We start from the raw sequence: 24,753 nt of genomic DNA on the forward strand, positions 1-24,753 counted from the left end.
CCGGCGCATGGCCAGGGTTTTATGAGAATTAGCGTTTGTAGATGAACTCGACGCCTTCTTCGTCGTCTTCATCCCAATCGTCATCCCAGTCATCTTCCGCTTCGTCTTCGACTTCTGCGAGCTGCTGGCGATGGTAATCATCCCACATGAACTCGACTTTCTCTGGCTGTTTCGCTTCTTCAGCCTGAACGATCGGATTCTCAATGATGAAGGTCATCACATCCCAGCAGAGATCTTTCACGCCTAACTGGCTGGCTGCGGAGATCAGATAGAATTTATCTTCCCAGCCCAGCGCTTCGGCGATAGCTTTCGCTTTTTCTTCCGCTTCCGCTTTGTCCATCAAATCAATTTTGTTGAACACTAACCAGCGCGGTTTGGATGCCAGATCCTGACTGTATTTTTCCAGTTCGCCGATAATGATACGGGCATTCTCAACCGGATCAGAACCGTCAATCGGATCGATATCAATGAGGTGTAGCAGTACGCGGCAACGCTCCAGATGCTTCAGGAAGCGAATCCCCAGACCGGCGCCTTCTGCAGCACCTTCAATCAGACCAGGAATGTCAGCAACCACGAAGCTCTTTTCGTTATCCATACGCACAACGCCCAGACTCGGCACCAGCGTGGTAAACGGATAATCCGCTACTTTGGGCTTCGCTGCGGAGACTGCGCGGATAAACGTCGATTTACCGGCGTTAGGCATCCCCAACATACCGACATCAGCCAAAAGCATCAGCTCCAGCATCAGATCGCGTTTATCACCCGGTGTCCCCATCGTTTTCTGACGTGGAGTACGGTTCACCGAGGATTTGAAACGGGTATTCCCCAGGCCGTGCCAGCCACCTTTGGCAACCATCAGGCGCTGGCCATGTTTGGTCATGTCGCCCATCGTTTCGCCAGTCCCCTGATCGATAACGCGCGTACCGACAGGCACTTTAATCGTAACGTCTTTACCGCGTTTACCGGTACAGTCACGGCTGGCGCCATTCTGGCCACGTTCTGCACGGAACGATTTCTCAAAGCGGTAATCGATCAGCGTATTCAGGTTTTCGTCGGCTTCCAGCCAGACGTCACCACCATCACCACCATCACCGCCATCCGGGCCGCCTTTCGGGATGTATTTCTCGCGGCGGAAGCTAACGCAACCATTACCGCCATCACCTGCAACGACCAGAATCGATGCTTCATCAACAAACTTCATTTTACTCTCCGTAAATCATTCGCCTGAGCGGGGTTGCGAAACCACCGTTTCATGCTTACGTAATCCGCCCCAAATACGATGACCAATGGCGGAATACATCGCGCCCGCAACCACGACAAACGCACCGAGATAACCTAAAAGGTTTAACATCGGTCTGGCGAAGAAATCGGGCCAGGCCATAGATAATAGATCTGAAAATAACAGCGTAAACAGCGGCGTGAGCGTGATTAACGCGCTCACCTGCGCTGCTTGCCAGCGCGCCATCGCTTCCGCCAGGGCGCCATATCCTACCAGCGTATTCAGCCCGCAGAAAACTAAACACGCGAGCTGCCAGTCGCTAAGCTGCGATATCACCCCAGGCTTTGCCAAAGGCAATAACGCAATTGTACACAAAGTGTACAGCAAAAACAGAATCTGCTGTGAGGCCAGACGACGCAATAACACCTTTTGCGCGACGCCATAGCTCACCCAGACTGTCGCCGCCCCGACACCAAAAATCACACCCCAGGTGTAATCCGTCAGTTTGGTAAAGATCTCGAACAAACTGGTATTAAAAAACATCACCAGCCCGCACAGAAGCATGAACGCGCCAACAACCTGCGTACCACGCATTTTCTCCTTGAGGATAAATACGCTGGCGACCATCATGCCAACCGGTGACAGTTGACCGATAACCTGCGAGGCCGTTGGACTTAAATACTGCAGAGAAGAGCTGAACAGGATGAAGTTCCCGAACAGCCCGCCGGTAGCAATGGCCAGTAATACCAGCCAACGCGGTTTACGAAAAATACGCAACGGCGGGAGCTTTCTTCTAACCGCAAGAATAGCCCCAAGACCGAGACTTGCCATTAAAAAACGGTAGAACACGACGGTAGGAGGTTCCATCACCTCCAGCACTTGCTTCATCGCGATGGGCAACGCACCCCAACACATTGCGGTGGTCAGCGCCAAAAGAATACCAATGCCTGCCTGCTGCTTCATACCGTATTCCCTGCAAAAGCTCGCTTTCCGAAAGATAACGGTACAGCGAGCATATTTACCGGTCGTCGAATGTAAAAAGCCCCGCAACACGTTGCGGGGCTTTTATCCGTTACCGGGACGCGAAAAACTTATTCAGCAACGATGCTGATGAATTTACGGTTTTTCGGGCCTTTAACTTCAAATTTCACTTTACCGTCTGCTTTGGCAAACAGAGTGTGGTCTTTGCCGCAACCAACGTTAGAGCCAGCGTGGAATTTAGTACCACGTTGACGAACGATGATGCTACCAGCCAGAACTGTTTCACCGCCGAAGCGTTTTACGCCCAGACGTTTAGCTTCTGAATCGCGACCGTTACGAGTCGAGCCGCCAGCCTTTTTATGTGCCATTTAATCTGCTCCCCTTAACTTAAGCGCTGATGCCAGTGATTTTCACATCAGTGAACCACTGACGATGGCCCTGCTGCTTACGGTAGTGTTTACGGCGACGAAACTTAACGATTTTAACTTTCTCGCCACGACCATGAGCAACAACTTCAGCTTTGATTACGCCGCCATCAACGAAAGGAACGCCGATTTTGACTTCTTCACCGTTTGCGATCATCAGAACTTCAGCGAACTCGATAGTTTCGCCAGTTGCGATGTCCAGCTTTTCCAGGCGAACGGTCTGACCTTCGCTTACTCGGTGTTGTTTACCACCACTTTGGAAAACCGCGTACATAAAAAACTCCGCTTCCGCGCACACCTTTTCAATGATTCAGAGTGCGCTATAAATATTCACAATAGGGCGCGAATATTACGCAAAACGTGAGCCTTTGACAAGTGCTACCATCAATACATGAAGAAAAAAAACACAACACGTACGGTAACGTTTATCTGTGGCGTTTTTTCAGTACAATCAGCATATATTCCTAACCCTAAACCCTAAGTTACCTTGTTGCACTGTGAGGTAATCGGGGCGATAAGCCCGGCTTTTGCGATGAATTTAGAAAAAATCAATGAGTTAACCGCGCAAGATATGGCGGGTGTCAATGCGACAATCCTTGAACAGCTCAATTCCGACGTCCAACTGATCAATCAGTTAGGGTATTACATCGTGAGTGGCGGCGGAAAACGTATCCGCCCGATGATCGCCGTACTCGCTGCACGCGCCGTCGGGTACGAGGAGAAAAAACACGTCACGATTGCAGCCTTAATCGAGTTTATCCACACGGCAACCCTGCTTCACGACGATGTTGTGGATGAATCAGATATGCGCCGCGGGAAGGCTACGGCGAATGCGGCGTTTGGTAATGCGGCCAGCGTACTGGTGGGTGACTTTATCTATACCCGCGCCTTCCAGATGATGACCAGCCTCGGTTCGCTGAAAGTGCTGGAGGTCATGTCCGCAGCCGTCAACGTCATTGCAGAAGGTGAAGTCCTGCAGTTGATGAATGTGAACGATCCTGACATCACCGAAGAAAACTATATGCGCGTTATCTACAGCAAAACAGCGCGACTGTTTGAAGCGGCGGCACAATGTTCAGGCATTCTGGCGGGTTGCACCGACGAACAGGAAAAAGGATTGCAGGATTATGGCCGCTATCTCGGTACCGCTTTCCAGTTGATAGACGATTTACTGGATTACAGTGCAGATGGCGAGCAGTTAGGTAAAAACGTGGGTGACGACCTTAATGAGGGTAAACCGACATTACCTCTGCTGCATGCCATGCGCAATGGCACCCCAGAGCAAGCGCAAATGATCCGTTCAGCCATTGAACAAGGTAATGGCCGACACCTTCTGGAACCTGTTCTGGAAGCAATGACCGCCTGCGGCTCACTGGAGTGGACACGTCAGCGTGCTGAAGAAGAAGCCGACAAAGCGATCGAAGCCCTTCAGGTTCTCCCTGACACCCCATGGCGCGAGGCATTGATTGGCCTGGCGCATATAGCAGTGCAACGCGATCGTTAATCCTCTTTTCTCATCCCGTGCATCGCACGGGATGATTCATATATATTCCAGAAAACATCTAAAAACACCTTTCAAACCCTCGCATAACCCCAATATCACCCTTGATATATTCTGAATATTTACGCTCATTACACGAACATTTTAGAACATTCGTTCTTCGGGAGTATAGTGTCCCTCACCCGCTGATTTTTCCGACTGCAAGTGACCGACTAAAAGGAGTGAGGGATTGATGGAGAGCAAACTCATTGACTGGCATCCAGCCGATATTATCGCTGGATTACGTAAAAAAGGGACATCTATGGCTGCAGAATCACGCAGAAATGGACTCAGTTCTTCTACGTTAGCAAATACCTTAACCCGCCCATGGCCAAAAGGTGAATTGATTATTGCGCAGGCACTAGGAACGAATCCCTGGGTGATTTGGCCATCACGATATCATGATTCGCAGACCCACGAATTTATCGACAGAACACGACTGATGCGCGCTCGCAGAGAGAAAAAGGTCGTAGAGTGAAAGGAAACGGTAATCCCCATATTGCAGTAATGAATGGGGATTACCGAACAACAAGGCGATTATTCGCCTTTCACACGCTCAATGTTCGCACCAAGCGCACGCAGTTTATCTTCAATACGCTCATAACCGCGATCGATATGATAAATGCGATCCACCACGGTAGTGCCTTCCGCAATACAACCCGCCAGCACCAGGCTCGCAGATGCCCGCAGATCCGTCGCCATCACCTGAGCACCAGAGAGTTTTTCAACACCGTGGCAAATCACTGTGTTGCTTTCGATTTCTGCATGCGCGCCCATACGACTCAGTTCAGGTACGTGCATAAAACGGTTTTCAAAAACGGTTTCAGTGATGAATCCGGTCCCTTCCGCCACCAGGTTCAGCAAAGTGAACTGCGCCTGCATATCGGTCGGGAACGCCGGATGCGGCGCAGTACGCACATTGACCGCTTTCGGGCGTTTGCCGTGCATGTCGAGACTGATCCAGTCAGCGCCAACTTCAATGTCCGCGCCAGCATCACGCAGTTTTGCCAGAACCGCGTCCAGCGTGTCTGGCTGCGCGTTACGGCAGACAATTTTGCCGCGAGAAATGGCTGCAGCGACCAGGAACGTACCGGTTTCAATACGGTCAGGCAGAACACGGTAGACACCACCGCCCAAACGCTCAACGCCTTCGATGGTGATACGGTCAGAGCCCTGCCCGGTGATCTTCGCACCCATCGCAATCAGGAAGTTCGCGGTATCGACAATCTCTGGCTCACGAGCCGCATTTTCGATAATGGTAGTGCCTTCTGCCAGCGTAGCGGCACACATGATAGTGACCGTCGCGCCAACGCTGACTTTGTCCATCACTATATGCGCGCCTTTCAGACGCCCTTCCACAGACGCTTTAACGTACCCTTCTTCCAGCTTAATGGAGGCACCCAGCTGTTCCAGACCGGTAATGTGCAGGTCTACCGGACGCGCGCCGATGGTGCAGCCGCCCGGCAGAGAAACCTGACCCTGACCAAAACGCGCCACCAGCGGGCCAAGCGCCCAGATGGATGCACGCATGGTTTTCACCAGGTCATAAGGGGCGCAGAAAACGTTCACATCGCTGGCATCAATATACACAGAGCCATTACGTTCAACTTTTGCACCTAACTGACTCAGCAGCTTCATTGACGTATCAACGTCTTTCAGTTTAGGGACGTTCTGAATTTCAACCGGCTCTTCTGCCAGCAATGCGGCGAAGAGGATCGGCAGTGCGGCATTTTTAGCGCCTGATATTGTGACTTCGCCCTGGAGCGTAGTTGGCCCCTGAACACGAAATTTATCCATTATTCTGTTCTCTGTTAAGAATTCATACTCGCTACCGGTGAGTCACCCGTAGCTCAAAAACCGTTAAGTTTGCGATCGCGTGCCCACTCAGCAGGCGTAAATGTCTTGATCGACACGGCATGGATGCGGTTGTCCGCAATGTATTCCATCAACGGACCATAGACCGATTGCTGTTTTTTGACCCGGCTCATGCCGTCAAACATCTCACCCACGGCGATAACCTGAAAGTGACTGCCATCGCCAGAGACGTGGACTTCCTGGAGGGAGAGTGCGCTCATCAGCACGCTCTGAATTTCATGATTTTCCATGGGCTCTTTATTCGTCAAATAGTGAAAACAGCCCAACATCTTAGAGCAAAGTGGCGCTGTCTTAAATAAGCAAAAAGCCCCGTCGATGAATCAGACAAGGCTTTGGTGGTTGCCACCCTTTCGGGGGTTTTGCCGGATGGCGGCACAAGGCCTTATCCGGCCTACAAAAATTAGCGTGGCAACACGTCGTTGGGCAAATTGTAAAGCTGCGCCAGTGTATAAACTTTGTCGTTTACACCGCTAAGCGAAACGGTATTACCCTGCCGTTTTGCCTGATCAATGAGATGGACCAGTAACGCCAGCCCTCCCGAATCTACCCGGGAAACCTGGCTCAGATCGATGCAGGTGACACCTTTCATGATCTCCACACGTACATCCCATAACGGGTTTAGCACGTCCTGATCCAGTTCACCCGCTAACGCCAGCTTTTCACCTTCACGCGTCCAGCTGAGTGACTGCGTCATTATTTTTTCTCTTCCAGAGTGATTTTTTGTTGAGCGATGGATTTCAACTGTGCGGTCAGGCCATCAATGCCTTTGGTACGCAGCAGATCGCTCCACTCATTCTGTTTAGTGGTGATCATGCTGACGCCTTCCGCGATCATATCATAGGCTTGCCAGTGACCGGTCTGCGTGTTTTTACGCCACTGGAAATCCAGGCGAACCGGAGGACGACCGTTCGGATCATTGATGGTCACGCGAATCGGTACGATAGTCGCATCACCCAGCGGTTGTTCCGGAGCAATCTGGTAAGTCTGCCCATGGTACATCGCCAAAGCCTGACCATAAGCCTGTTTCAGGTATTCACGAAATGCGGCGAAATAGGCATCGCGTTGTGCCGGAGTGGCGTCTTTGTAATAACGCCCCAGGACCAGCGCGCCAGCGTATTTCACCTGCACATAGGGCAGCAGTTCCTGATCAACGACATCACGCAGATAATCCGGGTTCGCCCGGATTTTGGGTTGTTCGTTTTTAAGACGGTCAAAGGTTTTTTGCGCCGCTTCGTCCATCTGTTTGTATGGGTTGGTCTGGTCAGCCGCCATTGCAGCGCTCAGCGGTGCAATCACCAGCAGCGCTACCATCATTAATCGTTTAAACATACGTCGATTCTCCTGAGATTATTTCGTTGCGCCCGCAGGCCCAGTAGCATCATTATTGCCTTCCGTTGCGCCAGGCGCATCGCCAGAATTCTTATTCTCATCCCCTTTACTGTTGCTGTTGTAAAGGAACTGACCAATCATGTCTTCCAGAACCATTGCCGACTTGGTGTCCTGAATGGTGCTGCCATCCTTGAGCATAGCCGTTCCCAGTTCTGGATCGTCGAAACCGACGTTCAGGGCCAGATATTGCTCGCCAAGCAGACCGGAGGTACGGATGCTCAGGGAACTGGTGTCAGGAATTTGGTTATAACGCTCTTCGATATCCAGCGTAACGCGTGGCAGATAGGTTTTCGGATCTAACGAGATGTCTGACACCCGTCCCACAACCACCCCGCCAATACGGACCGGAGAACGTTCTCTCAGCCCGCCAATGTTATCGAAAGTCGCATAAACCGTGTAGGTTGGCTCCGTTCGCATGGAGGTCACGTTTGCCGCTTTCAGGCAGATAAACAACGCCGCCAGCAGCGCAACCAACAAGAAGATCCCCACCCAAATTTCATTTTTTTTCGTTTGCATGAACTCAATTCCCAAACATCAGTGCGGTCAGCACAAAATCCAGACCGAGAACGGCCAAAGACGCGTGCACAACGGTGCGTGTCGTTGCCCGGCTAATCCCGGCAGAAGTCGGGATCGCGTCATATCCATTGAACAGTGCAATCCACGTTACCGTAATGGCAAACACCACGCTCTTAATCAAACAGTTCACAAGGTCCAGACGCCAGTCGACAGCGTTTTGCATCGCCGACCAGAAGAAACCAGCATCGATACCTTTCCAGCTTACGCCTACCAGCGATCCGCCCCAGACACCCACCGCGACAAAAATAATGGTGAGCAACGGCAACGAAATAACGCCCGCCCAGAAGCGCGGGGAAATCACCCGGCGCAATGGATCGACCGCCATCATTTCCATACTGGAAAGCTGTTCGGTCGCACGCATAAGACCAATTTCTGCGGTTAAGGCAGAACCAGCTCGCCCGGCAAACAACAGCGCCGCAACAACCGGCCCCAGTTCACGGAGCAACGACAGCGCCACCAGCATACCGAGACTGGTTTCCGCGCTGTACGTCGTCAGAACCAGATAGCCCTGCAGTCCCAGCACCATACCAATGAACACGCCAGACACAATAATGATAAGCATCGACAAGACACCCACATTATAGAGCTGACGAATCAGCAACGGCGCATGCTTGCGAAACTCCGGCTTACCAACCACCGCATTGAATAACATTAACCCGGCCCGCCCGAACGTCCTGAGAGTTTTGATCCCCTTGTGTCCGAGTGATGCCAGCGCATTTAACAGCATGAGTGGCTTAACTCCCTGTTTCGAGTAAATCGGTGTGATAGTCGCCCGCGGGGTAGCGGAACGGAACGGGTCCGTCGGCGATACCGTCAAGGAACTGGCGGACGCGCGGGTCAGCATTCTCTTGCAATGCCTGAGCACTGCCATGAGCCACAATTTTTTTATCTGCCATGATATAGGCGTGATCCGCAATACTCAGCACTTCGGGGACATCGTGAGACACCACTACGCAGGTCACGCCCAGTGTACTGTTCAGTTCTGAAATCAGCTTCACCAGCACGCCCATGGTGATAGGGTCCTGACCCACGAACGGTTCATCAAACATGATGAGATCCGGCTCCAGAGCAATCGCGCGCGCTAACGCCGCCCGTCGCGCCATCCCGCCAGAAAGTTCAGAAGGCATTAATTTTGCCGCACCGCGCAACCCAACAGCCTCAAGTTTCATCATAACGGTGCTTTTGAGTAAGGCCGCAGGTAAATGCGTATGCTCACGCAGCGGATACGCCACGTTATCAAACACATTCATGTCAGTGAACAGCGCCCCTGACTGAAACAGCATACTCATACGCTTACGTACGGTGTATAACCGTGAACGGGACATGGCGGGAACATTCTCGCCATCAAACAGAATTTCTCCTTTGTCAGGCGCGATCTGCCCACCGATCAGGCGTAACAACGTGGTTTTACCGATGCCCGACGGCCCCATGATCGCTGTGACCTTTCCACGTGGCACCGTCAGGGAAATATTATCGAAAATACAACGATCGCCACGGGTAAAGCTGACGTCGCGCATATCGACTAAATTCGCCACAGACTGACCCATTGATTCATCCTTCGTATTACTTTGCTGATCTCATCATGGCGTCGAATTTCACCATGAACCCAACATATTTACAGAATATTACCCGCCCTGGTTAGCTAAAGCTGGCATTTGTTTTACTTTTTAGCCGCATAAAGTCAAAATTAAGAATTCGTTACGGCCTCCAGGCAATCTCTCCCGTGGACCGGCGAGTATACCTGAAGAAAGGACTTTAGATGCTTTTAGCAACGGCGCTGTTAATTATTGGTTTACTTCTGGTCGTCTACAGTGCCGATCGCCTGGTGTTTGCCGCTTCCATTCTTTGTCGAACGTTGGGTATCCCCCCGCTCGTCATTGGGATGACGGTGGTCAGTATTGGGACCTCATTACCTGAAATTATCGTGTCGGTCGCCGCATCGCTGCATGGACAGCTCGATCTCGCTGTCGGCACGGCAATGGGCTCAAACATTACCAATATTCTGTTGATTTTAGGCCTGGCCGCGCTATTTCACCCTTTTACCGTGCATTCTGATGTTCTGCGTCGTGAATTGCCATTAATGTTATTCGTCAGCGTTCTGGCAGGTTATGTCCTTCACGATGGGCAACTTAGCCGTAGTGATGGAATCTTTCTCCTGCTTCTGGCTGTGCTATGGCTGCTATTCATTGTTAAAATCGCCCGTCTGGGTAATGACAGTCTTACCCGGGAACAGGTTGCAGAGCTACCGCGTGAAGGCGGATTGCCCGTTGCATTTTTGTGGCTCGGCATCGCCCTGATTATTATGCCCATGGCAACCCGTATGGTGGTCGATAACGCGACTGTACTGGCCAATTATTTTGCCATGAGCGAGCTGACTATCGGCTTAACGGTTGTCGCTATCGGCACCAGTTTGCCTGAGCTGGCGACCGCTATCGCGGGAGTGCGTAAAGGGGAAAACGATATTGCCGTCGGTAACATCATCGGCGCTAATATTTTTAATATCGTTATCGTTTTGGGGTTACCGGCGCTGATAGCACCGGGTAGCGTAAACCTTTTGGCCTTTGGGCGTGACTACGGCGTCATGCTGCTGGTCAGTATTATTTTTGCATTACTCTGCTGGCGTCATTCGCGCCGAATTGGTCGGGGCGCGGGCGTGTTGTTGACTGGCGGTTTTATCATATGGCTGGCGATGCTGTACTGAATATCGCCACTTCTCGTTGGGTAACTGGAAACAGATTATGTCTCACTTAGAGTTGCAACCGGGTTTTGACTTTCAGCTAGCAGGCAAAGAAGTCCTGGAAATTGAACGTGAAGGCCTGGCCGAACTAGGCCAGTACATCAACCAGAATTTCACCCTTGCGTGTGAAAAAATGTTCTGGTGCTCGGGCAAAGTCGTCGTGATGGGGATGGGAAAATCAGGGCACATTGGGCGCAAAATGGCGGCAACATTTGCCAGTACTGGTACGCCGTCATTTTTTGTTCATCCAGGAGAAGCAGCCCACGGCGATCTCGGCATGGTGTCGCCGCAGGATGTGGTTATCGCCATTTCAAACTCCGGCGAATCGAGTGAAATAACAGCGTTGATTCCCGTACTCAAGCGCCTGCATGTCCCGCTTATCTGTATTACCAGCCGACCAGAAAGCAGCATGGCGCGTGCCGCAGATGTGCATCTGTGTGTTAAAGTGCCCCGTGAAGCTTGCCCTCTGGGCCTGGCGCCAACCAGCAGCACCACCGCTACATTAGTGATGGGGGATGCGCTTGCCGTCGCCTTATTAAAAGCCCGCGGATTCACCGCAGAAGACTTCGCGTTATCCCATCCGGGCGGGGCACTCGGGCGTAAACTTTTGCTACGCGTTAACGATATCATGCATACGGGTGATGAAATCCCGCATGTGAAAAAGGATGCCAGCCTGCGTGATGCGCTACTGGAAATCACGCGTAAGAATCTTGGGATGACCGTCATTTGCGATGACGATATGAAGATTAACGGTATCTTCACGGATGGTGATTTACGTCGCGTCTTTGATATGGGCGGTGATGTTCGCCAGTTAGGGATTGCCGATGTTATGACGCCTGGGGGGATTCGCGTACGTCCAGGTATTCTCGCCGTTGATGCTCTGAATTTGATGCAATCCCGCCATATTACCTCGGTACTGGTTGCCGATGGCGACCAGTTACTCGGTGTGTTACATATGCATGATCTCCTGCGTGCAGGCGTAGTGTAGAAACTCAAGGATAATAAAAATGAGTACAGCAGGTGCGTCGCTTGCGACCTGTTATGGACCCGTCAGCGCCCAGGTCATCGCCAGGGCGGAAAACATCCGCCTTCTCATCCTCGATGTTGATGGCGTACTGTCTGACGGTCTGATTTATATGGGCAATAACGGTGAAGAGCTAAAAGCCTTCAACGTCCGTGATGGCTACGGTATTCGTTGCGCACTCACTTCCGGTATTGAGGTTGCCATTATTACCGGACGAAAAGCTAAACTTGTAGAAGATCGCTGTGCCACACTTGGGATCACACATCTTTATCAGGGTCAGTCAGACAAGCTGGTCGCGTTTGCCGATCTGCTGAATAAACTGGGCGTGGCGCCAGAAAACGTCGCCTACGTCGGTGATGATCTGATCGACTGGCCTGTGATGGAAAAAGTGGGGCTGAGTGTTGCCGTGGCGGACGCTCACCCATTGTTGATTCCACGCGCCGATTACGTGACCCGTATTGACGGAGGTCGCGGCGCCGTGCGGGAGGTTTGCGATTTATTACTATTGGCACAGGGCAAACTGGATGAGGCCAAAGGGCAATCGATATGAGTAAAACCAGACGTTGGGTTATCATTGTGCTGTCGTTGGCCATTCTGGTGCTTATCGGTATTAATCTGGCCGATAAAGAGGATGCACCCCAGGTTGTCGTGAATAACAGCGACCCAACTTATAAAAGTGAGCATACGGATACCATCGTATACAGTCCTGAGGGGGCGCTGAACTATCGCCTCATCGCTCAACATGTTGAATACTATTCAGATCAGGCGGTTTCGTGGTTTACCCGCCCGGTGTTAACCACCTTTGATAAGGATAAAGTCCCGACCTGGTCGATTAAGGCCGACAAAGCCAAATTGACCGATGACCGGATGCTGTATCTCTACGGCCATGTTGAAGTCAACGCGTTGGTGCCTGACGCTCAACTACGCAGAATTACGACCGATAACGCGAAAATCAATCTGGTAACGCAGGATGTTACCTCTGACGATCTCGTGACGTTATACGGAACAACATTTAACTCCAGCGGACTGAAAATGCGCGGCAACTTACGCAGCAAGAACGCCGAGCTGATTGAAAAGGTTAGAACCTCCTATGAAATTCAAAACAAACAAACTCAGCCTTAATCTTGTGCTTGCCAGCTCACTTCTGGCCGCCAGCATTCCGGCGTTCGCCGTTACCGGCGATACCGAGCAGCCGATTCATATTGAATCGGACCAGCAGTCCCTGGATATGCAGGGCAATGTCGTCACCTTCACCGGTAATGTCATCGTCACCCAGGGCACCATCAAAATTAATGCCGATAAAGTGGTGGTTACCCGTCCGGGCGGCGAAGAAGGCAAAGAGGTGATTGATGGCTTCGGCAACCCTGCCACCTTCTATCAGATGCAGGACAACGGTAAGCCGGTAAAAGGCCGCGCCTCGAAAATGCATTATGAGCTGGCGAAAGATTTCGTCATCCTCACCGGGAACGCTTACCTGGAGCAGCTCGACAGCAACATTACCGGCGACAAGATCACCTATCTGGTGAAAGAGCAAAAAATGCAGGCCTTTAGTGAAAAAGGCAAACGTGTGACCACGGTTCTGGTTCCGTCACAGCTGCAAGACAAAAACAAAGGCCAGGCCCCGGCACAGAAGAAGGGTAACTAATTCGTTATGGCAACATTAACTGCAAAGAATCTTGCAAAGGCCTATAAGGGTCGCCGGGTGGTGGAAGATGTCAGTCTGACCGTCAACTCCGGGGAGATCGTAGGTCTTCTCGGCCCAAACGGTGCGGGTAAAACCACGACCTTTTATATGGTTGTGGGCATCGTACCGCGCGATGCAGGCAACATCATTATTGATGACGAAGATATCAGCCTGCTGCCGCTGCATGCGCGTGCGCGCCGCGGTATTGGCTATCTGCCGCAGGAAGCCTCCATTTTCCGTCGCCTGAGCGTATTTGATAACCTGATGGCGGTGTTGCAAATCCGTGACGATCTGTCGAGCGAACAACGCGAAGACAGAGCCAACGAGCTGATGGAAGAATTTCACATCGAGCACTTGCGCGATAACCTGGGGCAGTCGCTCTCCGGTGGTGAACGCCGTCGTGTGGAGATCGCCCGGGCGCTGGCGGCAAACCCTAAATTTATCCTGCTGGATGAACCTTTTGCGGGTGTTGACCCCATTTCCGTTATCGATATTAAACGCATCATTGAGCATCTGCGCGACAGCGGACTCGGCGTATTGATCACCGACCATAACGTCCGTGAAACGCTGGCGGTCTGCGAGCGCGCGTATATCGTGAGTCAGGGACACCTCATCGCACACGGTACACCGACAGAGATCCTGCAAGACGATCACGTTAAACGTGTATACCTTGGGGAAGACTTCAGACTCTGATAGGGTAGAAGATTGCGACGTCATAGCGGGAGAAAATCACTCTGAACATGAAGCAAGGTTTGCAACTCAGGCTCAGCCAACAACTGGCAATGACGCCTCAGCTACAACAGGCGATCCGTCTGTTGCAGTTGTCCACGCTGGAACTTCAGCAAGAACTTCAGCAAGCGCTGGAAAGTAATCCACTGCTCGAGCAAACCGATCTTCACGAAGAAATCGACACCCAGGAAACTCAGGACAGCGAAACCCTGGACACCGCAGACGCACTCGAACAAAAAGAGATGCCGGAAGAGCTGCCGCTTGATGCCAGTTGGGATGAAATCTACACCGCAGGAACGCCGTCCGGTACCAGTGGCGACTATATCGACGATGAGTTGCCGGTCTATCAGGGTGAGACCACGCAGTCGCTACAGGATTACCTGATGTGGCAGGTCGAACTGACGCCGTTCTCGGACACCGACCGGGCAATCGCCACGTCGATCGTCGATGCGGTAGACGAAACCGGCTATCTCACTGTCTCGCTGGATGACATCCTCGAGAGCATGGGTGACGAAGAGGTAGACCTTGATGAAATCGAAGCCGTACTTAAACGCATTCAGCGTTTTGATCCTGTCGGCGTGGCGGCAAAAGATCTTCGTGACTGTTTGCTGATCCAACTCTCGCAATTCGACACCGCTACCCCCTGGTTGCAAGAGGCACGCCTGATCATCAGCGAGCACCTTGATCTGCTGGCCAATCACGATTTTCGCTCCTTGATGCGCGTTACCCGCCTGAAGGAAGAGGTGCTCAAAGAAGCGGTCAATCTTATTCAGTCGCTCGATCCCAGACCAGGGCAGTCTATCCAGACCGGCGAGCCTGAATACGTGATCCCGGATGTGCTGGTTCGTAAACATAACGGTCACTGGACGGTGGAACTGAACAGCGACAGCATTCCTCGTTTGCAGATCAATCAGCACTATGCCGCCATGTGCAATGGCGCACGTAACGATGCAGACAGCCAGTTTATCCGTAGCAATCTTCAGGATGCGAAGTGGCTGATCAAAAGTCTGGAAAGCCGTAACGATACATTGCTGCGCGTCAGCCGCTGTATCGTTGAGCAGCAACAAGCCTTTTTTGAACAAGGCGAAGAGTTTATGAAACCGATGGTGCTGGCGGATATCGCTCAGGCCGTCGAAATGCATGAGTCAACCATTTCCCGAGTGACGACGCAGAAGTATCTGCACAGTCCGCGCGGGATTTTTGAACTGAAATATTTCTTTTCCAGCCACGTTAATACCGAAGGCGGCGGCGAAGCCTCGTCCACGGCGATACGCGCGCTGGTGAAGAAGTTAATTGCTGCGGAAAACCCCGCGAAACCACTGAGCGACAGCAAGTTAACCTCTATGCTGTCAGAACAAGGTATCATGGTGGCGCGTCGTACCGTTGCGAAGTACCGAGAATCTTTATCCATTCCGCCGTCTAACCAGCGCAAACAACTGGTTTGACCCAACCGATAAGGAAGACACTATGCAGCTCAACATCACTGGAAATAACGTCGAAATTACTGAAGCTTTGCGCGAGTTTATTTCAAGCAAATTCGCTAAGCTTGAACAGTATTTTGACCGGATTAATCAGGTCTACATTGTGTTGAAAGTGGAAAAAGTGACCCACACCTCGGATGCGACACTGCATGTAAACGGCGGCGAGATTCATGCCAGTGCCGAAGGTCAGGATATGTATGCCGCGATTGACGGATTGATTGATAAACTGGCCCGGCAATTAACGAAACATAAAGATAAACTGAAACAACACTAATTGTCCGGGCAGTTAACGGGTGCAGGACGGCCTGTTGTGAAGAACAACAGGCCATTTGTACAGTTAGCGCTCCGAATCTGGCCCGCCAGTTGGATGGGGCAGGTTCTTAGGTGAAATTATGATAAATAACGATTCGACTCTACAACTGAGCAGTGTACTTAACCAGGAATGTACGCGCAGTGGTGTCCACTGCCAAAGCAAAAAACGCGCGCTGGAAATCATCAGCGAACTGGCGGCAAAACAGCTCAGCCTGCCCTCTCAGGTGGTTTTTGAAGCCATTCTGACGCGTGAGAAAATGGGCAGTACAGGGATTGGTAACGGCATTGCAATCCCACACGGGAAGCTGGAAGAAGATACGCTACGCGCTGTCGGCGTGTTCGTACAACTCGAAACGCCTATTGCTTTTGACGCGATAGATAATCAGCCTGTCGACCTGCTTTTTGCCCTGCTTGTTCCCGCCGACCAAACCAAAACGCATTTGCATACGCTGTCTCTGGTGGCGAAACGTCTGGCGGATAAAACCATCTGCCGCCGCCTGCGTTCAGCCCAAAGTGACGAAGAACTCTATAAAATCATCACTGACACCGAAGGTGCTCAGGATGAAGCATAACAACCCAATGACATCCCTTTTTGTCATTGTGAGGAGAAACGGTACATGGTACTGATGATCGTCAGCGGTCGCTCAGGGTCTGGTAAGTCTGTCGCCCTGCGTGCGCTGGAAGATATGGGTTTTTACTGCGTGGATAACCTTCCCGTAGTGCTGTTGCCCGATCTGGCCCGAACACTGGCCGATCGCCAGATTTCTGCGGCCGTCAGCATTGATGTGCGCAACATGCCGGAATCGCCGGAGATTTTCGAGCAGGCGATGAACAACCTGCCGGACGCCTTCTCCCCACAGTTGTTGTTTCTCGATGCCGATCGCAACACGCTAATTCGCCGTTACAGCGACACACGCCGCCTGCACCCACTGTCCAGCAAGAATCTGTCGCTGGAAAGCGCCATTGATGAAGAGAGTGATTTGCTGGAACCCTTGCGTTCCCGTGCCGATCTTATCGTTGATACGTCCGAAATGTCGGTGCATGAACTGGCAGAGATGCTGCGAACTCGTCTGTTGGGCAAACGTGAACGCGAACTGACAATGGTCTTCGAGTCTTTCGGCTTCAAACACGGTATTCCGATTGATGCGGATTATGTGTTTGACGTACGTTTCCTGCCTAACCCGCACTGGGATCCTAAACTGCGCCCAATGACGGGCCTGGATAAGCCGGTTGCCGCGTTCCTCGACAGGCACACAGAAGTACACAATTTTATTTATCAGACTCGCAGCTATCTTGAGCTATGGTTACCGATGCTGGAGACAAACAACCGTAGCTACCTGACCGTAGCGATTGGTTGTACCGGCGGGAAACACCGTTCGGTGTATATTGCAGAGCAGCTGGCTGACTACTTCCGTTCTCGCGGCAAGAACGTGCAGTCACGCCATCGTACGCTGGAAAAACGCAAAACATGACCGTGAAGCAGACTGTTGAAGTCACGAATAAGCTGGGTATGCACGCCCGGCCAGCCATGAAACTCTTTGAATTAATGCAGGGTTTTGAAGCTGAAGTATTATTACGCAATGATGAAGGTACGGAGGCCGAAGCAAACAGCGTGATTGCACTCCTGATGCTGGACTCGGCGAAAGGGCGCCAAATCGAAATCGAAGCCACCGGCCCCCAGGAAGTGGAAGCGCTGGCGGCAGTCATCGCGCTGTTCAATTCAGGATTCGATGAAGACTAACCGGCGTTCCTCTGCGATAGCGTCATATCTCCCGCAAAACTCCATCCAGCCCGGTAAATATAAGCTTACCGGGCTGGACTGCCTGTATACACACTGATACGGTACGCCCCCTTCGGCAAATCCGCGATGCGCATCTCCTTAGTAGTACCCTCCCCTGGTTGCTGTTACATTCAGACATTATTTGTACATTTAGTGCGCTTTCTTGCCCTATAACAATATTAAGAAAACCTTAAGGCTGATCGTTTAGGATTCATTTAAGTTGGAAGGTCATACTGGATTTATGTCAGAAAACATTTCCAGAGATCTCATGATACGTTTATCCCAACAGATCCCCCTGGGCACCGGAAGACATCGTAAATGTTATGCGCATCCGGATGATGCCCAGCGTTGTATTAAAGTCGTCTACCACAATGGGGATGGCGGCGATAAAGAAACCCGACGCGAGCTGAAATACTACGCGCACCTGTCACGCCACCTGAAAGACTGGAGCGGTATTCCGCGCTATTACGGTACGGTGGAAACCGATTGTGGTACAGGTTACGTCTACGATGTCATCGCCGACTTTGACGGCAAACCGTCCATCACATTGACGGAGTTTGCTGCCCAGTGCCGCTATGAAGAAGACATCGTTGTCTTGCGGCAACTCCTGAAAAAGCTCAAACGCTATTTGCGTGACAACCGAATTGTCACCATGACCCTGAAGCCGCAGAATATTCTGTGTCATCGCATCAGCGAATCAGAGGTGATCCCGGTGATTTGCGACAATATCGGAGAGAGTACGTTTATCCCACTGGCGACCTGGTCGAAATGGTTCTGTAAGCGTAAACAAGAAAGATTGTGGGAACGGTTTATCGCCCAACCCGCACTCGCGGTAGCGCTGGAAAAAGACGCGCCGTCGAAAGACAGAAGCACGCTGGCCCTGTCTTCCCGCGAAGCGTAGCTCAACCAAAGCGGGTTAAGCCATATTCGAACTTGAATGTTAACGGACTAACCCAATCGGCATTGGTTTGCCATAATATCGACAAACCAATGCACTATTTCCAATCCATCACTTCATCGCGTCTACTGACTTCACTAACTTTTGTGGTTTTAGCAACTCCGCGGGAATACTGGGTATCTTACTTACGATCACTTCTTTGCTGTTGCGGGTGATGCCATAAATAATCCGCTCTGGTGAACTACGATCCCAGGCCCAGGCCTGCCCTTCAAATGGAACGTTGATGGTAGTCACGTACTCCAGTATTGAGCCAGTTTCTGGCAGCCGCAAAACATAGAGTTCTTTGGCATCATGACCCGTGACGTACAACAGGCCGTCAGGACCCCAACCGCCGCCGGAGCTACTCTTTGGTGCCATTTTCTCCAAAACGTTGGATGGAAACGCCCAACTCTCCAGTGCACGACCTTCGCTATCAAATTTGACCAGCGCCGTATAGTTATGATCTTTTCCAGTCTCGGTTCCTTTTTCGTCATAGTTGGCGAATCCGGCCCACCAGTAACCGCGATAAGGAAAAACCCAGGTTACTGAACCGTAGTTGAATCCCATAAAACCAAAGCTGTGATTGCCAACGTGGGACATATCATTGGTATTAAACATTTCCATTGAGCTTAACACCGGTCTGCTGGAATAGTTGGAGTGTGAGCAATATAAAGCATTATCTTGCGCGTAACAGGAATTGAAATGTTTAATATTGTCACCTTCCTTCCCATGCCATACTGAAAGGGGTTTATTACCCCCCTTTTTCGGGTATTTGGCGATAACTTTGTCGTCAATGGCGTAAATATAGTTGGCATCTACTGCAACGCCCTGACGTGCCTCCTCAATGGGAAAACGTGATAACTCTGTCGCGTTCAACGCATGATCTTCCGCTGATACAAAAGATGCAGAGAACAGAGCCAACGAAAAAAGACCGATCTTCTTCAACATCATTATTCCCTCTTGAATAAGGATATAAGAAATAGCGAGGTTCACGTATTGAGCAAACCTCAGTAAGAGTTAGTTTCTCTCAGCCTGAAGGCCCTTAATGCCGGTGCATTCACCTCCATTCTGGCGCTGACGTTCCAGGTCCAGAGCGCCGAAGTGCGTTAGAACGCAAAAAATAATGCAACATATGACGCCACCAAGGAGAAGGTAAAAACCCCCATCCCAACCCACGTGATCAACCATGATGCCAAACAGACTCGTTCCCAATGACGCGCCAAGGATATAACTCATGAACCCACGCAAGCCGACAGCTGAACCGACCGCGAAACTGGGAACAATTTCCATAGTCTGCACTGATGCCAGGAACTGTGGTACATAAATAAGGCAACCGACACAGGCAGCGAAAATGGTAATACTCAGTAAAGAGTCACTCTTCCAGTAACCTAACAGGCAGAAAAAAATTAAAACCATGCTGATGATAGCGGGTGGCATACGACGACCACGGAACAACTTATCGCTCAACCAACCCGCCAACAAAGTAGTAGGGATCGCAGCCCATTCAAAAATCAGAAACGCAGTACTCATTTCCGCTTTGGTGAAATGTTTAACGCTTAATAGGTAAATCGGTAACCAACTGATAATACCGAAACGAACCATATAAACGAAAACATCGACAAAGGAAACAAACCAGGCATTTTTGTTTTTAAGCACGTAAGTGCAAAAAATCTGCCATGAACTCATATCTTCAGGTGCACGATCATCTTTTGCCTTGACGGTGACATCATCCGGAACAATTGTACTCAAAGGGGGTAACCCTTCACTAACTGGAGAACCTTTCCCTGACATCAATACAACAGCCGCCATCACAACAGCAACCACGGCCGGAACAACGTAAGTAGCGATTTTCCAGTGCTCTGTCCCTACCAGCGCGAAAGCACAACCGACAATAGGTGCAACAATCCCACCACCGACGTTATGCGAAATATTCCAGACCGCGCCGACAATACCGCGCTCTTTACGTGGGAACCAGTTAGCGATAGTGATAAACGATGGGCCTACCCCCATCCCCTGAAAAAAGCCATTCAATATGACTAACCCAGCAAACATCCAGAAGGCAAAACTGAAACCAAGCGCGACGTTTACCAATGCACAAAGTACGAGCCCCACGGCCATATAAACTTTGGGATTTGCTTTATCCGCCAGACTACTCATAATACCTTTACTAATACCATAAGCGATCAGCATACAACTACTGAGCAGACCGATTTGCGTGGCTGACAGGTTCAATTCCTGTTTCAGGTAAGGCGTGGAAAGAACAAAGTTATTTCTGACAATATAGTAAGAGAGATAGCCGATAAATACGCTAAATAGTGCCTGCATACGATAACGATTATAGGTATTTTTAATTTCGCTATCCGGCACTTTATGTGTAGCCACTTTTGGCTTTAATAAAGAGAGCATAGATCACCTTCCTATTTTCATAGGGTTAATTTAGATAACACTAACTTTATGTAAAAATACAAAATGCCGTTCGATAGAAATCACTTCAGAAACTCTTAGTTATTTTTCTGATTGTCAGCATTAATTTTCACATTTGACACTAACCGACCACAATCAAGTTCAATGGCATACTGATAATGAGGAAAGATGGTGAAAAACACAACATACCAATAATGAGTCAAAAATAACCCAAAAAAGAAATCCACATATGCCATTTATTTCCCATAATGTGTTTACAGACAGAATTACCACAACGACTTAATCAATAATGTGCAATATAAGGTTCAATACAAAAAATGTGTTCATTATCCATTATTTTATAATTTTGAGAGCAGTCACATATTTTATCCGCAGCAGTTGCCCGATAATAAAACAGCCAGAAGACAAAAAACATCACAAGCTCATCAGGGTTATACTTCGAAATGATTTACGTTTTACAAAGAGTGCTATTAGGTTGTTTCTTGTACGCTGGCGTTGCCTCCGCAAACGAACTGGTGATCGCCACAACACTCTCATCGGAAGCGACGGAACATATTATCAATCAATGGCAAAAGCAGCCGCAGGCCGTCAAAATACGCACACTGAACCGTACTAGTTCATCTATTGAACGCCTGCTGGAAAACCCATTGGGCGAGAATATCGATTTAGTATTGAGTTCATCCCCGATGTTATTACAGCGACTGCAAAGCAAAAACCACCTCCAGCCGTTTAACAACAGGATGGATACCAGCAGGAAGCTGGTGCCAGAATCCATCCGAGCGACCACTGCCGCCGTCGCCATTTCCGGTTATGGTATTTTGATGAACGTGAGTCGTCTGGAAGAAAGAAACGAACCAATACCGACAACCTGGGCAGCGTTGAGCCAATCGCGATATCAGGGAACGTTACTGATGAGTAGCCCATCACGCTCAGATACCACGCACCTTATGATCGAAGATCTGTTGCAACAGCAAGGGTGGCGAGAAGGCTGGAATACCTTGTTGAAGATTGGCGGCAATTTGGCGACTATTTCATCGCGCAGTTTCGGTGTCGCCAACAAGATAAGCAACGGACTTGGCGATGTGGGGCCAGTGATCGACAACTACGCTAACGTGTTGCTAAACAATCCTTCCCTACACTTCATCTATTTTCCGACCTCTCGCGCAGCCCCTATGTTCACTGCCATCACGTATGACAGCAAGCACCCGCAGGAAGCTGGACGTTTTATTGATTTTCTGCTGAGCCCAAAGGGGCAACAGGCGCTCAGCGATGCCGACTCGGGAAAATACCCCGTTTACCCATTACCGCCCGATAACCCGCATGCACAACAACAGTCGCAACTGTTCTCCTCGCCCTCTCTTGATTATCCGTTGATCATGCAACGGCAGAAACTGATACAGCTTATGTTTGACAACGCGATCACCTTCCGCCTTACCCAACTTCAGGATGCCTGGAAGGCGTTGTACGCAACAGAGAAGAGGCTAAAACATCCACTACCGGAAATTCGAGGTTTACTGACAGCTGTTCCTGTTTCACCAGAACAGGCCGCCGATCCGGATTATTTACGGCAATTCGAACAGAAGTCGGGATTTCGAGAAACGCAGATGATGGCATGGCAACAATTTTTTCAGCACCAACAGCAGCAGGCTATGACACAAATTGAGCTATTAAAATGAAACGGTTTCTCACTATTGGTACCAGCTTACGACTGGCGTTCGTTTTCAGCGCAATCCTGACAGTGTTCGTCAGCGTAGTCAGTCTTTACTCATGGCATGAACAGAATTCCCAGGTACGCTATGCGCTCGATGACTACTTCCCCCGGATTCAGGCGTCATTTCTGTTTGAAGAGAATCTGACGGCACTCGTTAACGAGTTCAATGAATTACAACAGACTAACAACACAAACAGCCGCATGCAGGTCAGAATGCAGATTGAGCAACGTCTGCAAAAAATTCAGGCAATAAGTCCGCATCTGGACCCTCAGCACCAAAATGCACTAAGCCAACAGGTCATCAGTAGCCGCAAGCTGCTCGACAACCTGGATAAAGCGTTATATGACAATAACCAGGAAAAGGAAAAATTAGGTATTATTTCTTCCAGGATCAACTGGTTACATGACGATTTCAACAACGAGCTGAACTCACTCACGCAGGACTTAAGCTGGCAACAGTCATCCCTACTCAATCAGCTTAGTCGGGAAAATGATCACCACGAAATCCAGATACTACAAAACTCGCTTCATGGCGTGCAGGATGAACTGCAGTTGGTCTTCACGCTCTCCCACATAGAAGCCCAAATCGTCAGCACCCTAAAAGAAATCGCAAACACTAACGATACGGATAAAGAATCACTAAACCAACATATAAACTACCTCAACTATTTGAAACACAGCGTTGATGAAAACGTTCGCGCATTGTCCGTTTATTCCAGCACGATCACACTACACCAGACAGTTTATTCTCTGCTGGAACTTGGCACGCAGCAAAACTATTTGCCCGGGACTTTGGCGACCTGGCGACAAGCTCAACAGACACTAGTGAGTACCATCAGGGACAAAGAGCGTGTGCTGATGCAAATACGCGGACAATTGGAAATGCAATTGGGGAACAGTCACCAGCAACTACAAACATTCAACCTGAGATTAGAAAAAATAATGCAAATTAGCGGGTTGCTGATCTTTGCCGCCATGGTGACAGCTCTGCTATTTGTGATCCTGGTAAACTATTTTTATATTCGTCCCAGAATGATCCGCCGGTTCAGGCAACTAAATGATGCTGTCGTCAAACTTAGCAATGGGGAACTGAACGCTGACATTCCCGTGTCTGGCACAGATGAACTGGGCAGAATCGCTAACCTACTACGCCAAACGATCGAGCAAATAAACCAGCAGCAGCACCAGCTGGAACTAGAAATCTGTGAACGGATCGCCACTGAAAAACATCTGCGTACTGCGCAAAGCGAATTGATCCAAACGGCCAAACTGGCCGTAGTCGGTCAAACCATGACGACGCTCGCGCATGAGATCAATCAACCACTGAACGCAATGTCCATGTATCTCTTCAGCGCCGATCGTGCGCTTGCGCAACAAGACCTGACCTCAGTGAAAAATTACGTGGAAACCATGCGAACGTTGGTCGAACGCATCGACAACATTGTTAAACGACTACGTAGTTTTGCACGCCGCCGTGATAGTGAGCTTATCTGTGAAGCAATAAACCTACATCAGGCCATCGAATCATCATGGGAACTTTTGGCGCTGAAGCATCGCCCGCTAAAAGCGACCCTTAGCCAACCAAGCGACTTACCTCCGGTCTACGGCGACGACGTACTGATTCAACAGGTGCTGGTCAACCTCTTTACTAACGCGTTGGAAGCGCGCCAAAACGAACCTCCGTACATTACCATTGACTACGAAGTTCATGCCTCCACACTAACGCTTTACGTTGCCGATAACGGAAAAGGATGGCCGCTACAGCTGGCCGATCGACTCCTTATGCCATTTACCACCGATAAACCAGTCGGTCTTGGAATAGGTCTTTCTATCAGTCACTCCATTATGCGTCAGTGCCGGGGAGAGTTGGACATTGCGTCAACACTAAACCGCCATGCACTGGTTATTCTACGTTTCGCGAGGCCCTAA

General features: G+C 50.3%; 29 protein-coding genes. 16 read left to right on the plus strand and 13 right to left on the minus strand.

Going from position 1 to position 24,753, the window contains the following annotated elements:
- Positions 1-28 precede the first annotated feature (28 nt).
- The 4 genes from cgtA to rplU form a co-directional block, all read right to left on the minus strand.
- Positions 29-1,201 carry an Obg family GTPase CgtA gene (gene cgtA / locus NNO04_RS03745; protein WP_271443545.1) on the minus strand — a complete coding sequence of 391 codons (1,173 nt, stop codon included), beginning with the start codon at positions 1,199-1,201 and terminating at the stop codon, positions 29-31.
- A gap of 15 nt (positions 1,202-1,216) precedes the next feature.
- On the minus strand, positions 1,217-2,182 hold the full coding sequence (locus NNO04_RS03750; RefSeq protein WP_271443546.1) for a DMT family transporter: 966 nt from the start codon (positions 2,180-2,182) through the stop codon (positions 1,217-1,219).
- A gap of 128 nt (positions 2,183-2,310) precedes the next feature.
- The gene (gene rpmA / locus NNO04_RS03755) at positions 2,311-2,568 is read right to left on the minus strand and encodes a 50S ribosomal protein L27 (protein WP_003025030.1); all 258 of its coding nucleotides are present in this window, start codon (positions 2,566-2,568) and stop codon (positions 2,311-2,313) included.
- A gap of 19 nt (positions 2,569-2,587) precedes the next feature.
- A complete protein-coding gene (gene rplU / locus NNO04_RS03760) occupies positions 2,588-2,899 on the minus strand; it encodes a 50S ribosomal protein L21 (protein ID WP_000271396.1) in 312 nt (103 codons plus the stop codon).
- Between the two features lie 258 nt (positions 2,900-3,157).
- Here rplU and ispB point away from each other — a divergent pair, with 258 nt between their 5' ends.
- Both ispB and sfsB read left to right on the plus strand, forming a co-directional pair.
- On the plus strand, positions 3,158-4,129 hold the full coding sequence (ispB, locus tag NNO04_RS03765) for an octaprenyl diphosphate synthase (protein WP_271443547.1): 972 nt from the start codon (positions 3,158-3,160) through the stop codon (positions 4,127-4,129).
- A 229-nt stretch (positions 4,130-4,358) separates the two neighbouring features.
- On the plus strand, positions 4,359-4,643 hold the full coding sequence (sfsB, locus tag NNO04_RS03770; protein WP_271443548.1) for a DNA-binding transcriptional regulator SfsB: 285 nt from the start codon (positions 4,359-4,361) through the stop codon (positions 4,641-4,643).
- Between the two features lie 59 nt (positions 4,644-4,702).
- On the opposite strand, the gene murA is transcribed toward sfsB, so the two are convergent.
- The 7 genes from murA to mlaF all read right to left on the minus strand — a co-directional run bounded on the left by murA (position 4,703) and on the right by mlaF (position 9,552).
- A complete protein-coding gene (gene murA / locus NNO04_RS03775) occupies positions 4,703-5,962 on the minus strand; it encodes a UDP-N-acetylglucosamine 1-carboxyvinyltransferase (protein ID WP_271443549.1) in 1,260 nt (419 codons plus the stop codon).
- 53 nt (positions 5,963-6,015) lie between these two features.
- Positions 6,016-6,270 carry a BolA family iron metabolism protein IbaG gene (gene ibaG / locus NNO04_RS03780; RefSeq protein WP_271443550.1) on the minus strand — a complete coding sequence of 85 codons (255 nt, stop codon included), beginning with the start codon at positions 6,268-6,270 and terminating at the stop codon, positions 6,016-6,018.
- Positions 6,271-6,440: 170 nt separating this feature from the next.
- Positions 6,441-6,734: a lipid asymmetry maintenance protein MlaB gene (mlaB, locus tag NNO04_RS03785; protein WP_271443551.1), complete on the minus strand. Its 294-nt coding sequence runs from the start codon at positions 6,732-6,734 to the stop codon at positions 6,441-6,443.
- On the minus strand, positions 6,734-7,369 hold the full coding sequence (gene mlaC / locus NNO04_RS03790; RefSeq protein WP_271443552.1) for a phospholipid-binding protein MlaC: 636 nt from the start codon (positions 7,367-7,369) through the stop codon (positions 6,734-6,736). The genes mlaB and mlaC overlap by 1 nt, the downstream gene beginning before the upstream one ends.
- Before the next feature lie 18 nt (positions 7,370-7,387).
- The gene (mlaD, locus tag NNO04_RS03795) at positions 7,388-7,945 is read right to left on the minus strand and encodes an outer membrane lipid asymmetry maintenance protein MlaD (protein WP_271443553.1); all 558 of its coding nucleotides are present in this window, start codon (positions 7,943-7,945) and stop codon (positions 7,388-7,390) included.
- Between the two features lie 4 nt (positions 7,946-7,949).
- Entirely contained in the window at positions 7,950-8,732 is a 783-nt protein-coding gene (gene mlaE, locus NNO04_RS03800; protein ID WP_271443554.1) for a lipid asymmetry maintenance ABC transporter permease subunit MlaE, read from the minus strand.
- Between the two features lie 7 nt (positions 8,733-8,739).
- On the minus strand, positions 8,740-9,552 hold the full coding sequence (gene mlaF / locus NNO04_RS03805) for a phospholipid ABC transporter ATP-binding protein MlaF (RefSeq protein ID WP_271443555.1): 813 nt from the start codon (positions 9,550-9,552) through the stop codon (positions 8,740-8,742).
- A gap of 212 nt (positions 9,553-9,764) precedes the next feature.
- On the opposite strand from mlaF, the gene NNO04_RS03810 reads away from it, so the two are divergent.
- From NNO04_RS03810 to yrbL, 12 genes are all read left to right on the plus strand, one after another.
- Positions 9,765-10,706 carry a calcium/sodium antiporter gene (locus tag NNO04_RS03810; RefSeq protein WP_271443556.1) on the plus strand — a complete coding sequence of 314 codons (942 nt, stop codon included), beginning with the start codon at positions 9,765-9,767 and terminating at the stop codon, positions 10,704-10,706.
- A gap of 37 nt (positions 10,707-10,743) precedes the next feature.
- Positions 10,744-11,730: an arabinose-5-phosphate isomerase KdsD gene (gene kdsD, locus NNO04_RS03815; protein ID WP_203359834.1), complete on the plus strand. Its 987-nt coding sequence runs from the start codon at positions 10,744-10,746 to the stop codon at positions 11,728-11,730.
- A gap of 19 nt (positions 11,731-11,749) precedes the next feature.
- Positions 11,750-12,316 (plus strand): 3-deoxy-manno-octulosonate-8-phosphatase KdsC, encoded by a 567-nt coding sequence (gene kdsC, locus NNO04_RS03820; protein WP_271443557.1) that lies wholly within the window; start codon positions 11,750-11,752, stop codon positions 12,314-12,316.
- Positions 12,313-12,888, plus strand: a complete 576-nt coding sequence (lptC, locus tag NNO04_RS03825; RefSeq protein ID WP_271443558.1) for an LPS export ABC transporter periplasmic protein LptC — start codon at positions 12,313-12,315, stop codon at positions 12,886-12,888. The genes kdsC and lptC overlap by 4 nt, the downstream gene beginning before the upstream one ends.
- A complete protein-coding gene (gene lptA, locus NNO04_RS03830) occupies positions 12,857-13,411 on the plus strand; it encodes a lipopolysaccharide ABC transporter substrate-binding protein LptA (RefSeq protein ID WP_192613633.1) in 555 nt (184 codons plus the stop codon). The genes lptC and lptA overlap by 32 nt, the downstream gene beginning before the upstream one ends.
- A gap of 6 nt (positions 13,412-13,417) precedes the next feature.
- Positions 13,418-14,143 carry an LPS export ABC transporter ATP-binding protein gene (lptB, locus tag NNO04_RS03835; RefSeq protein WP_162379342.1) on the plus strand — a complete coding sequence of 242 codons (726 nt, stop codon included), beginning with the start codon at positions 13,418-13,420 and terminating at the stop codon, positions 14,141-14,143.
- 47 nt (positions 14,144-14,190) lie between these two features.
- Entirely contained in the window at positions 14,191-15,624 is a 1,434-nt protein-coding gene (gene rpoN / locus NNO04_RS03840) for an RNA polymerase factor sigma-54 (RefSeq protein ID WP_271443559.1), read from the plus strand.
- Positions 15,625-15,646: 22 nt separating this feature from the next.
- Positions 15,647-15,934 (plus strand): ribosome hibernation promoting factor, encoded by a 288-nt coding sequence (hpf, locus tag NNO04_RS03845; protein WP_162379340.1) that lies wholly within the window; start codon positions 15,647-15,649, stop codon positions 15,932-15,934.
- Positions 15,935-16,052: 118 nt separating this feature from the next.
- On the plus strand, positions 16,053-16,544 hold the full coding sequence (ptsN, locus tag NNO04_RS03850; protein ID WP_271443560.1) for a PTS IIA-like nitrogen regulatory protein PtsN: 492 nt from the start codon (positions 16,053-16,055) through the stop codon (positions 16,542-16,544).
- A 45-nt stretch (positions 16,545-16,589) separates the two neighbouring features.
- A complete protein-coding gene (rapZ, locus tag NNO04_RS03855) occupies positions 16,590-17,444 on the plus strand; it encodes an RNase adapter RapZ (RefSeq protein ID WP_162379338.1) in 855 nt (284 codons plus the stop codon).
- The gene (npr, locus tag NNO04_RS03860) at positions 17,441-17,713 is read left to right on the plus strand and encodes a PTS phosphocarrier protein NPr (protein WP_012135339.1); all 273 of its coding nucleotides are present in this window, start codon (positions 17,441-17,443) and stop codon (positions 17,711-17,713) included. The genes rapZ and npr overlap by 4 nt, the downstream gene beginning before the upstream one ends.
- A gap of 307 nt (positions 17,714-18,020) precedes the next feature.
- On the plus strand, positions 18,021-18,653 hold the full coding sequence (gene yrbL, locus NNO04_RS03865; protein WP_271443561.1) for a PhoP regulatory network protein YrbL: 633 nt from the start codon (positions 18,021-18,023) through the stop codon (positions 18,651-18,653).
- 108 nt (positions 18,654-18,761) lie between these two features.
- Here the strand turns inward: yrbL and NNO04_RS03870 are convergent, their stop codons facing one another.
- Positions 18,762-19,640: a hypothetical protein gene (locus tag NNO04_RS03870; RefSeq protein ID WP_271443562.1), complete on the minus strand. Its 879-nt coding sequence runs from the start codon at positions 19,638-19,640 to the stop codon at positions 18,762-18,764.
- 66 nt (positions 19,641-19,706) lie between these two features.
- Complete coding sequence (gene pgtP, locus NNO04_RS03875) at positions 19,707-21,095, minus strand: phosphoglycerate transporter PgtP (protein ID WP_271443563.1); 1,389 nt, start codon at positions 21,093-21,095, stop codon at positions 19,707-19,709.
- A gap of 461 nt (positions 21,096-21,556) precedes the next feature.
- Between pgtP and NNO04_RS03880 the strand changes: the two genes are divergently transcribed.
- Positions 21,557-22,789, plus strand: a complete 1,233-nt coding sequence (locus NNO04_RS03880) for an ABC transporter substrate-binding protein (RefSeq protein ID WP_271443564.1) — start codon at positions 21,557-21,559, stop codon at positions 22,787-22,789.
- Positions 22,786-24,753, plus strand: a complete 1,968-nt coding sequence (gene pgtB, locus NNO04_RS03885) for a two-component system sensor histidine kinase PgtB (RefSeq protein ID WP_271443565.1) — start codon at positions 22,786-22,788, stop codon at positions 24,751-24,753. The genes NNO04_RS03880 and pgtB overlap by 4 nt, the downstream gene beginning before the upstream one ends.

This window comes from Citrobacter sp. Awk 4 (assembly GCF_028069725.1).
In the GTDB taxonomy this organism is placed as follows: domain Bacteria; phylum Pseudomonadota; class Gammaproteobacteria; order Enterobacterales; family Enterobacteriaceae; genus Citrobacter_D.

Bases quoted from the DNA above. Each gene is read 5' to 3' on its own strand.
- cgtA (WP_271443545.1), bottom strand. From the start codon at position 1,201: ATGAAGTTTGTTGATGAAGCATCGATTCTGGTCGTTGCAGGTGATGGC.
- NNO04_RS03750 (WP_271443546.1), bottom strand. From the start codon at position 2,182: ATGAAGCAGCAGGCAGGCATTGGTATTCTTTTGGCGCTGACCACCGCA.
- rpmA (WP_003025030.1), bottom strand. From the start codon at position 2,568: ATGGCACATAAAAAGGCTGGCGGCTCGACTCGTAACGGTCGCGATTCA.
- rplU (WP_000271396.1), bottom strand. From the start codon at position 2,899: ATGTACGCGGTTTTCCAAAGTGGTGGTAAACAACACCGAGTAAGCGAA.
- ispB (WP_271443547.1), top strand. From the start codon at position 3,158: ATGAATTTAGAAAAAATCAATGAGTTAACCGCGCAAGATATGGCGGGT.
- sfsB (WP_271443548.1), top strand. From the start codon at position 4,359: ATGGAGAGCAAACTCATTGACTGGCATCCAGCCGATATTATCGCTGGA.
- murA (WP_271443549.1), bottom strand. From the start codon at position 5,962: ATGGATAAATTTCGTGTTCAGGGGCCAACTACGCTCCAGGGCGAAGTC.
- ibaG (WP_271443550.1), bottom strand. From the start codon at position 6,270: ATGGAAAATCATGAAATTCAGAGCGTGCTGATGAGCGCACTCTCCCTC.
- mlaB (WP_271443551.1), bottom strand. From the start codon at position 6,734: ATGACGCAGTCACTCAGCTGGACGCGTGAAGGTGAAAAGCTGGCGTTA.
- mlaC (WP_271443552.1), bottom strand. From the start codon at position 7,369: ATGTTTAAACGATTAATGATGGTAGCGCTGCTGGTGATTGCACCGCTG.
- mlaD (WP_271443553.1), bottom strand. From the start codon at position 7,945: ATGCAAACGAAAAAAAATGAAATTTGGGTGGGGATCTTCTTGTTGGTT.
- mlaE (WP_271443554.1), bottom strand. From the start codon at position 8,732: ATGCTGTTAAATGCGCTGGCATCACTCGGACACAAGGGGATCAAAACT.
- mlaF (WP_271443555.1), bottom strand. From the start codon at position 9,552: ATGGGTCAGTCTGTGGCGAATTTAGTCGATATGCGCGACGTCAGCTTT.
- NNO04_RS03810 (WP_271443556.1), top strand. From the start codon at position 9,765: ATGCTTTTAGCAACGGCGCTGTTAATTATTGGTTTACTTCTGGTCGTC.
- kdsD (WP_203359834.1), top strand. From the start codon at position 10,744: ATGTCTCACTTAGAGTTGCAACCGGGTTTTGACTTTCAGCTAGCAGGC.
- kdsC (WP_271443557.1), top strand. From the start codon at position 11,750: ATGAGTACAGCAGGTGCGTCGCTTGCGACCTGTTATGGACCCGTCAGC.
- lptC (WP_271443558.1), top strand. From the start codon at position 12,313: ATGAGTAAAACCAGACGTTGGGTTATCATTGTGCTGTCGTTGGCCATT.
- lptA (WP_192613633.1), top strand. From the start codon at position 12,857: ATGAAATTCAAAACAAACAAACTCAGCCTTAATCTTGTGCTTGCCAGC.
- lptB (WP_162379342.1), top strand. From the start codon at position 13,418: ATGGCAACATTAACTGCAAAGAATCTTGCAAAGGCCTATAAGGGTCGC.
- rpoN (WP_271443559.1), top strand. From the start codon at position 14,191: ATGAAGCAAGGTTTGCAACTCAGGCTCAGCCAACAACTGGCAATGACG.
- hpf (WP_162379340.1), top strand. From the start codon at position 15,647: ATGCAGCTCAACATCACTGGAAATAACGTCGAAATTACTGAAGCTTTG.
- ptsN (WP_271443560.1), top strand. From the start codon at position 16,053: ATGATAAATAACGATTCGACTCTACAACTGAGCAGTGTACTTAACCAG.
- rapZ (WP_162379338.1), top strand. From the start codon at position 16,590: ATGGTACTGATGATCGTCAGCGGTCGCTCAGGGTCTGGTAAGTCTGTC.
- npr (WP_012135339.1), top strand. From the start codon at position 17,441: ATGACCGTGAAGCAGACTGTTGAAGTCACGAATAAGCTGGGTATGCAC.
- yrbL (WP_271443561.1), top strand. From the start codon at position 18,021: ATGATACGTTTATCCCAACAGATCCCCCTGGGCACCGGAAGACATCGT.
- NNO04_RS03870 (WP_271443562.1), bottom strand. From the start codon at position 19,640: ATGATGTTGAAGAAGATCGGTCTTTTTTCGTTGGCTCTGTTCTCTGCA.
- pgtP (WP_271443563.1), bottom strand. From the start codon at position 21,095: ATGCTCTCTTTATTAAAGCCAAAAGTGGCTACACATAAAGTGCCGGAT.
- NNO04_RS03880 (WP_271443564.1), top strand. From the start codon at position 21,557: ATGATTTACGTTTTACAAAGAGTGCTATTAGGTTGTTTCTTGTACGCT.
- pgtB (WP_271443565.1), top strand. From the start codon at position 22,786: ATGAAACGGTTTCTCACTATTGGTACCAGCTTACGACTGGCGTTCGTT.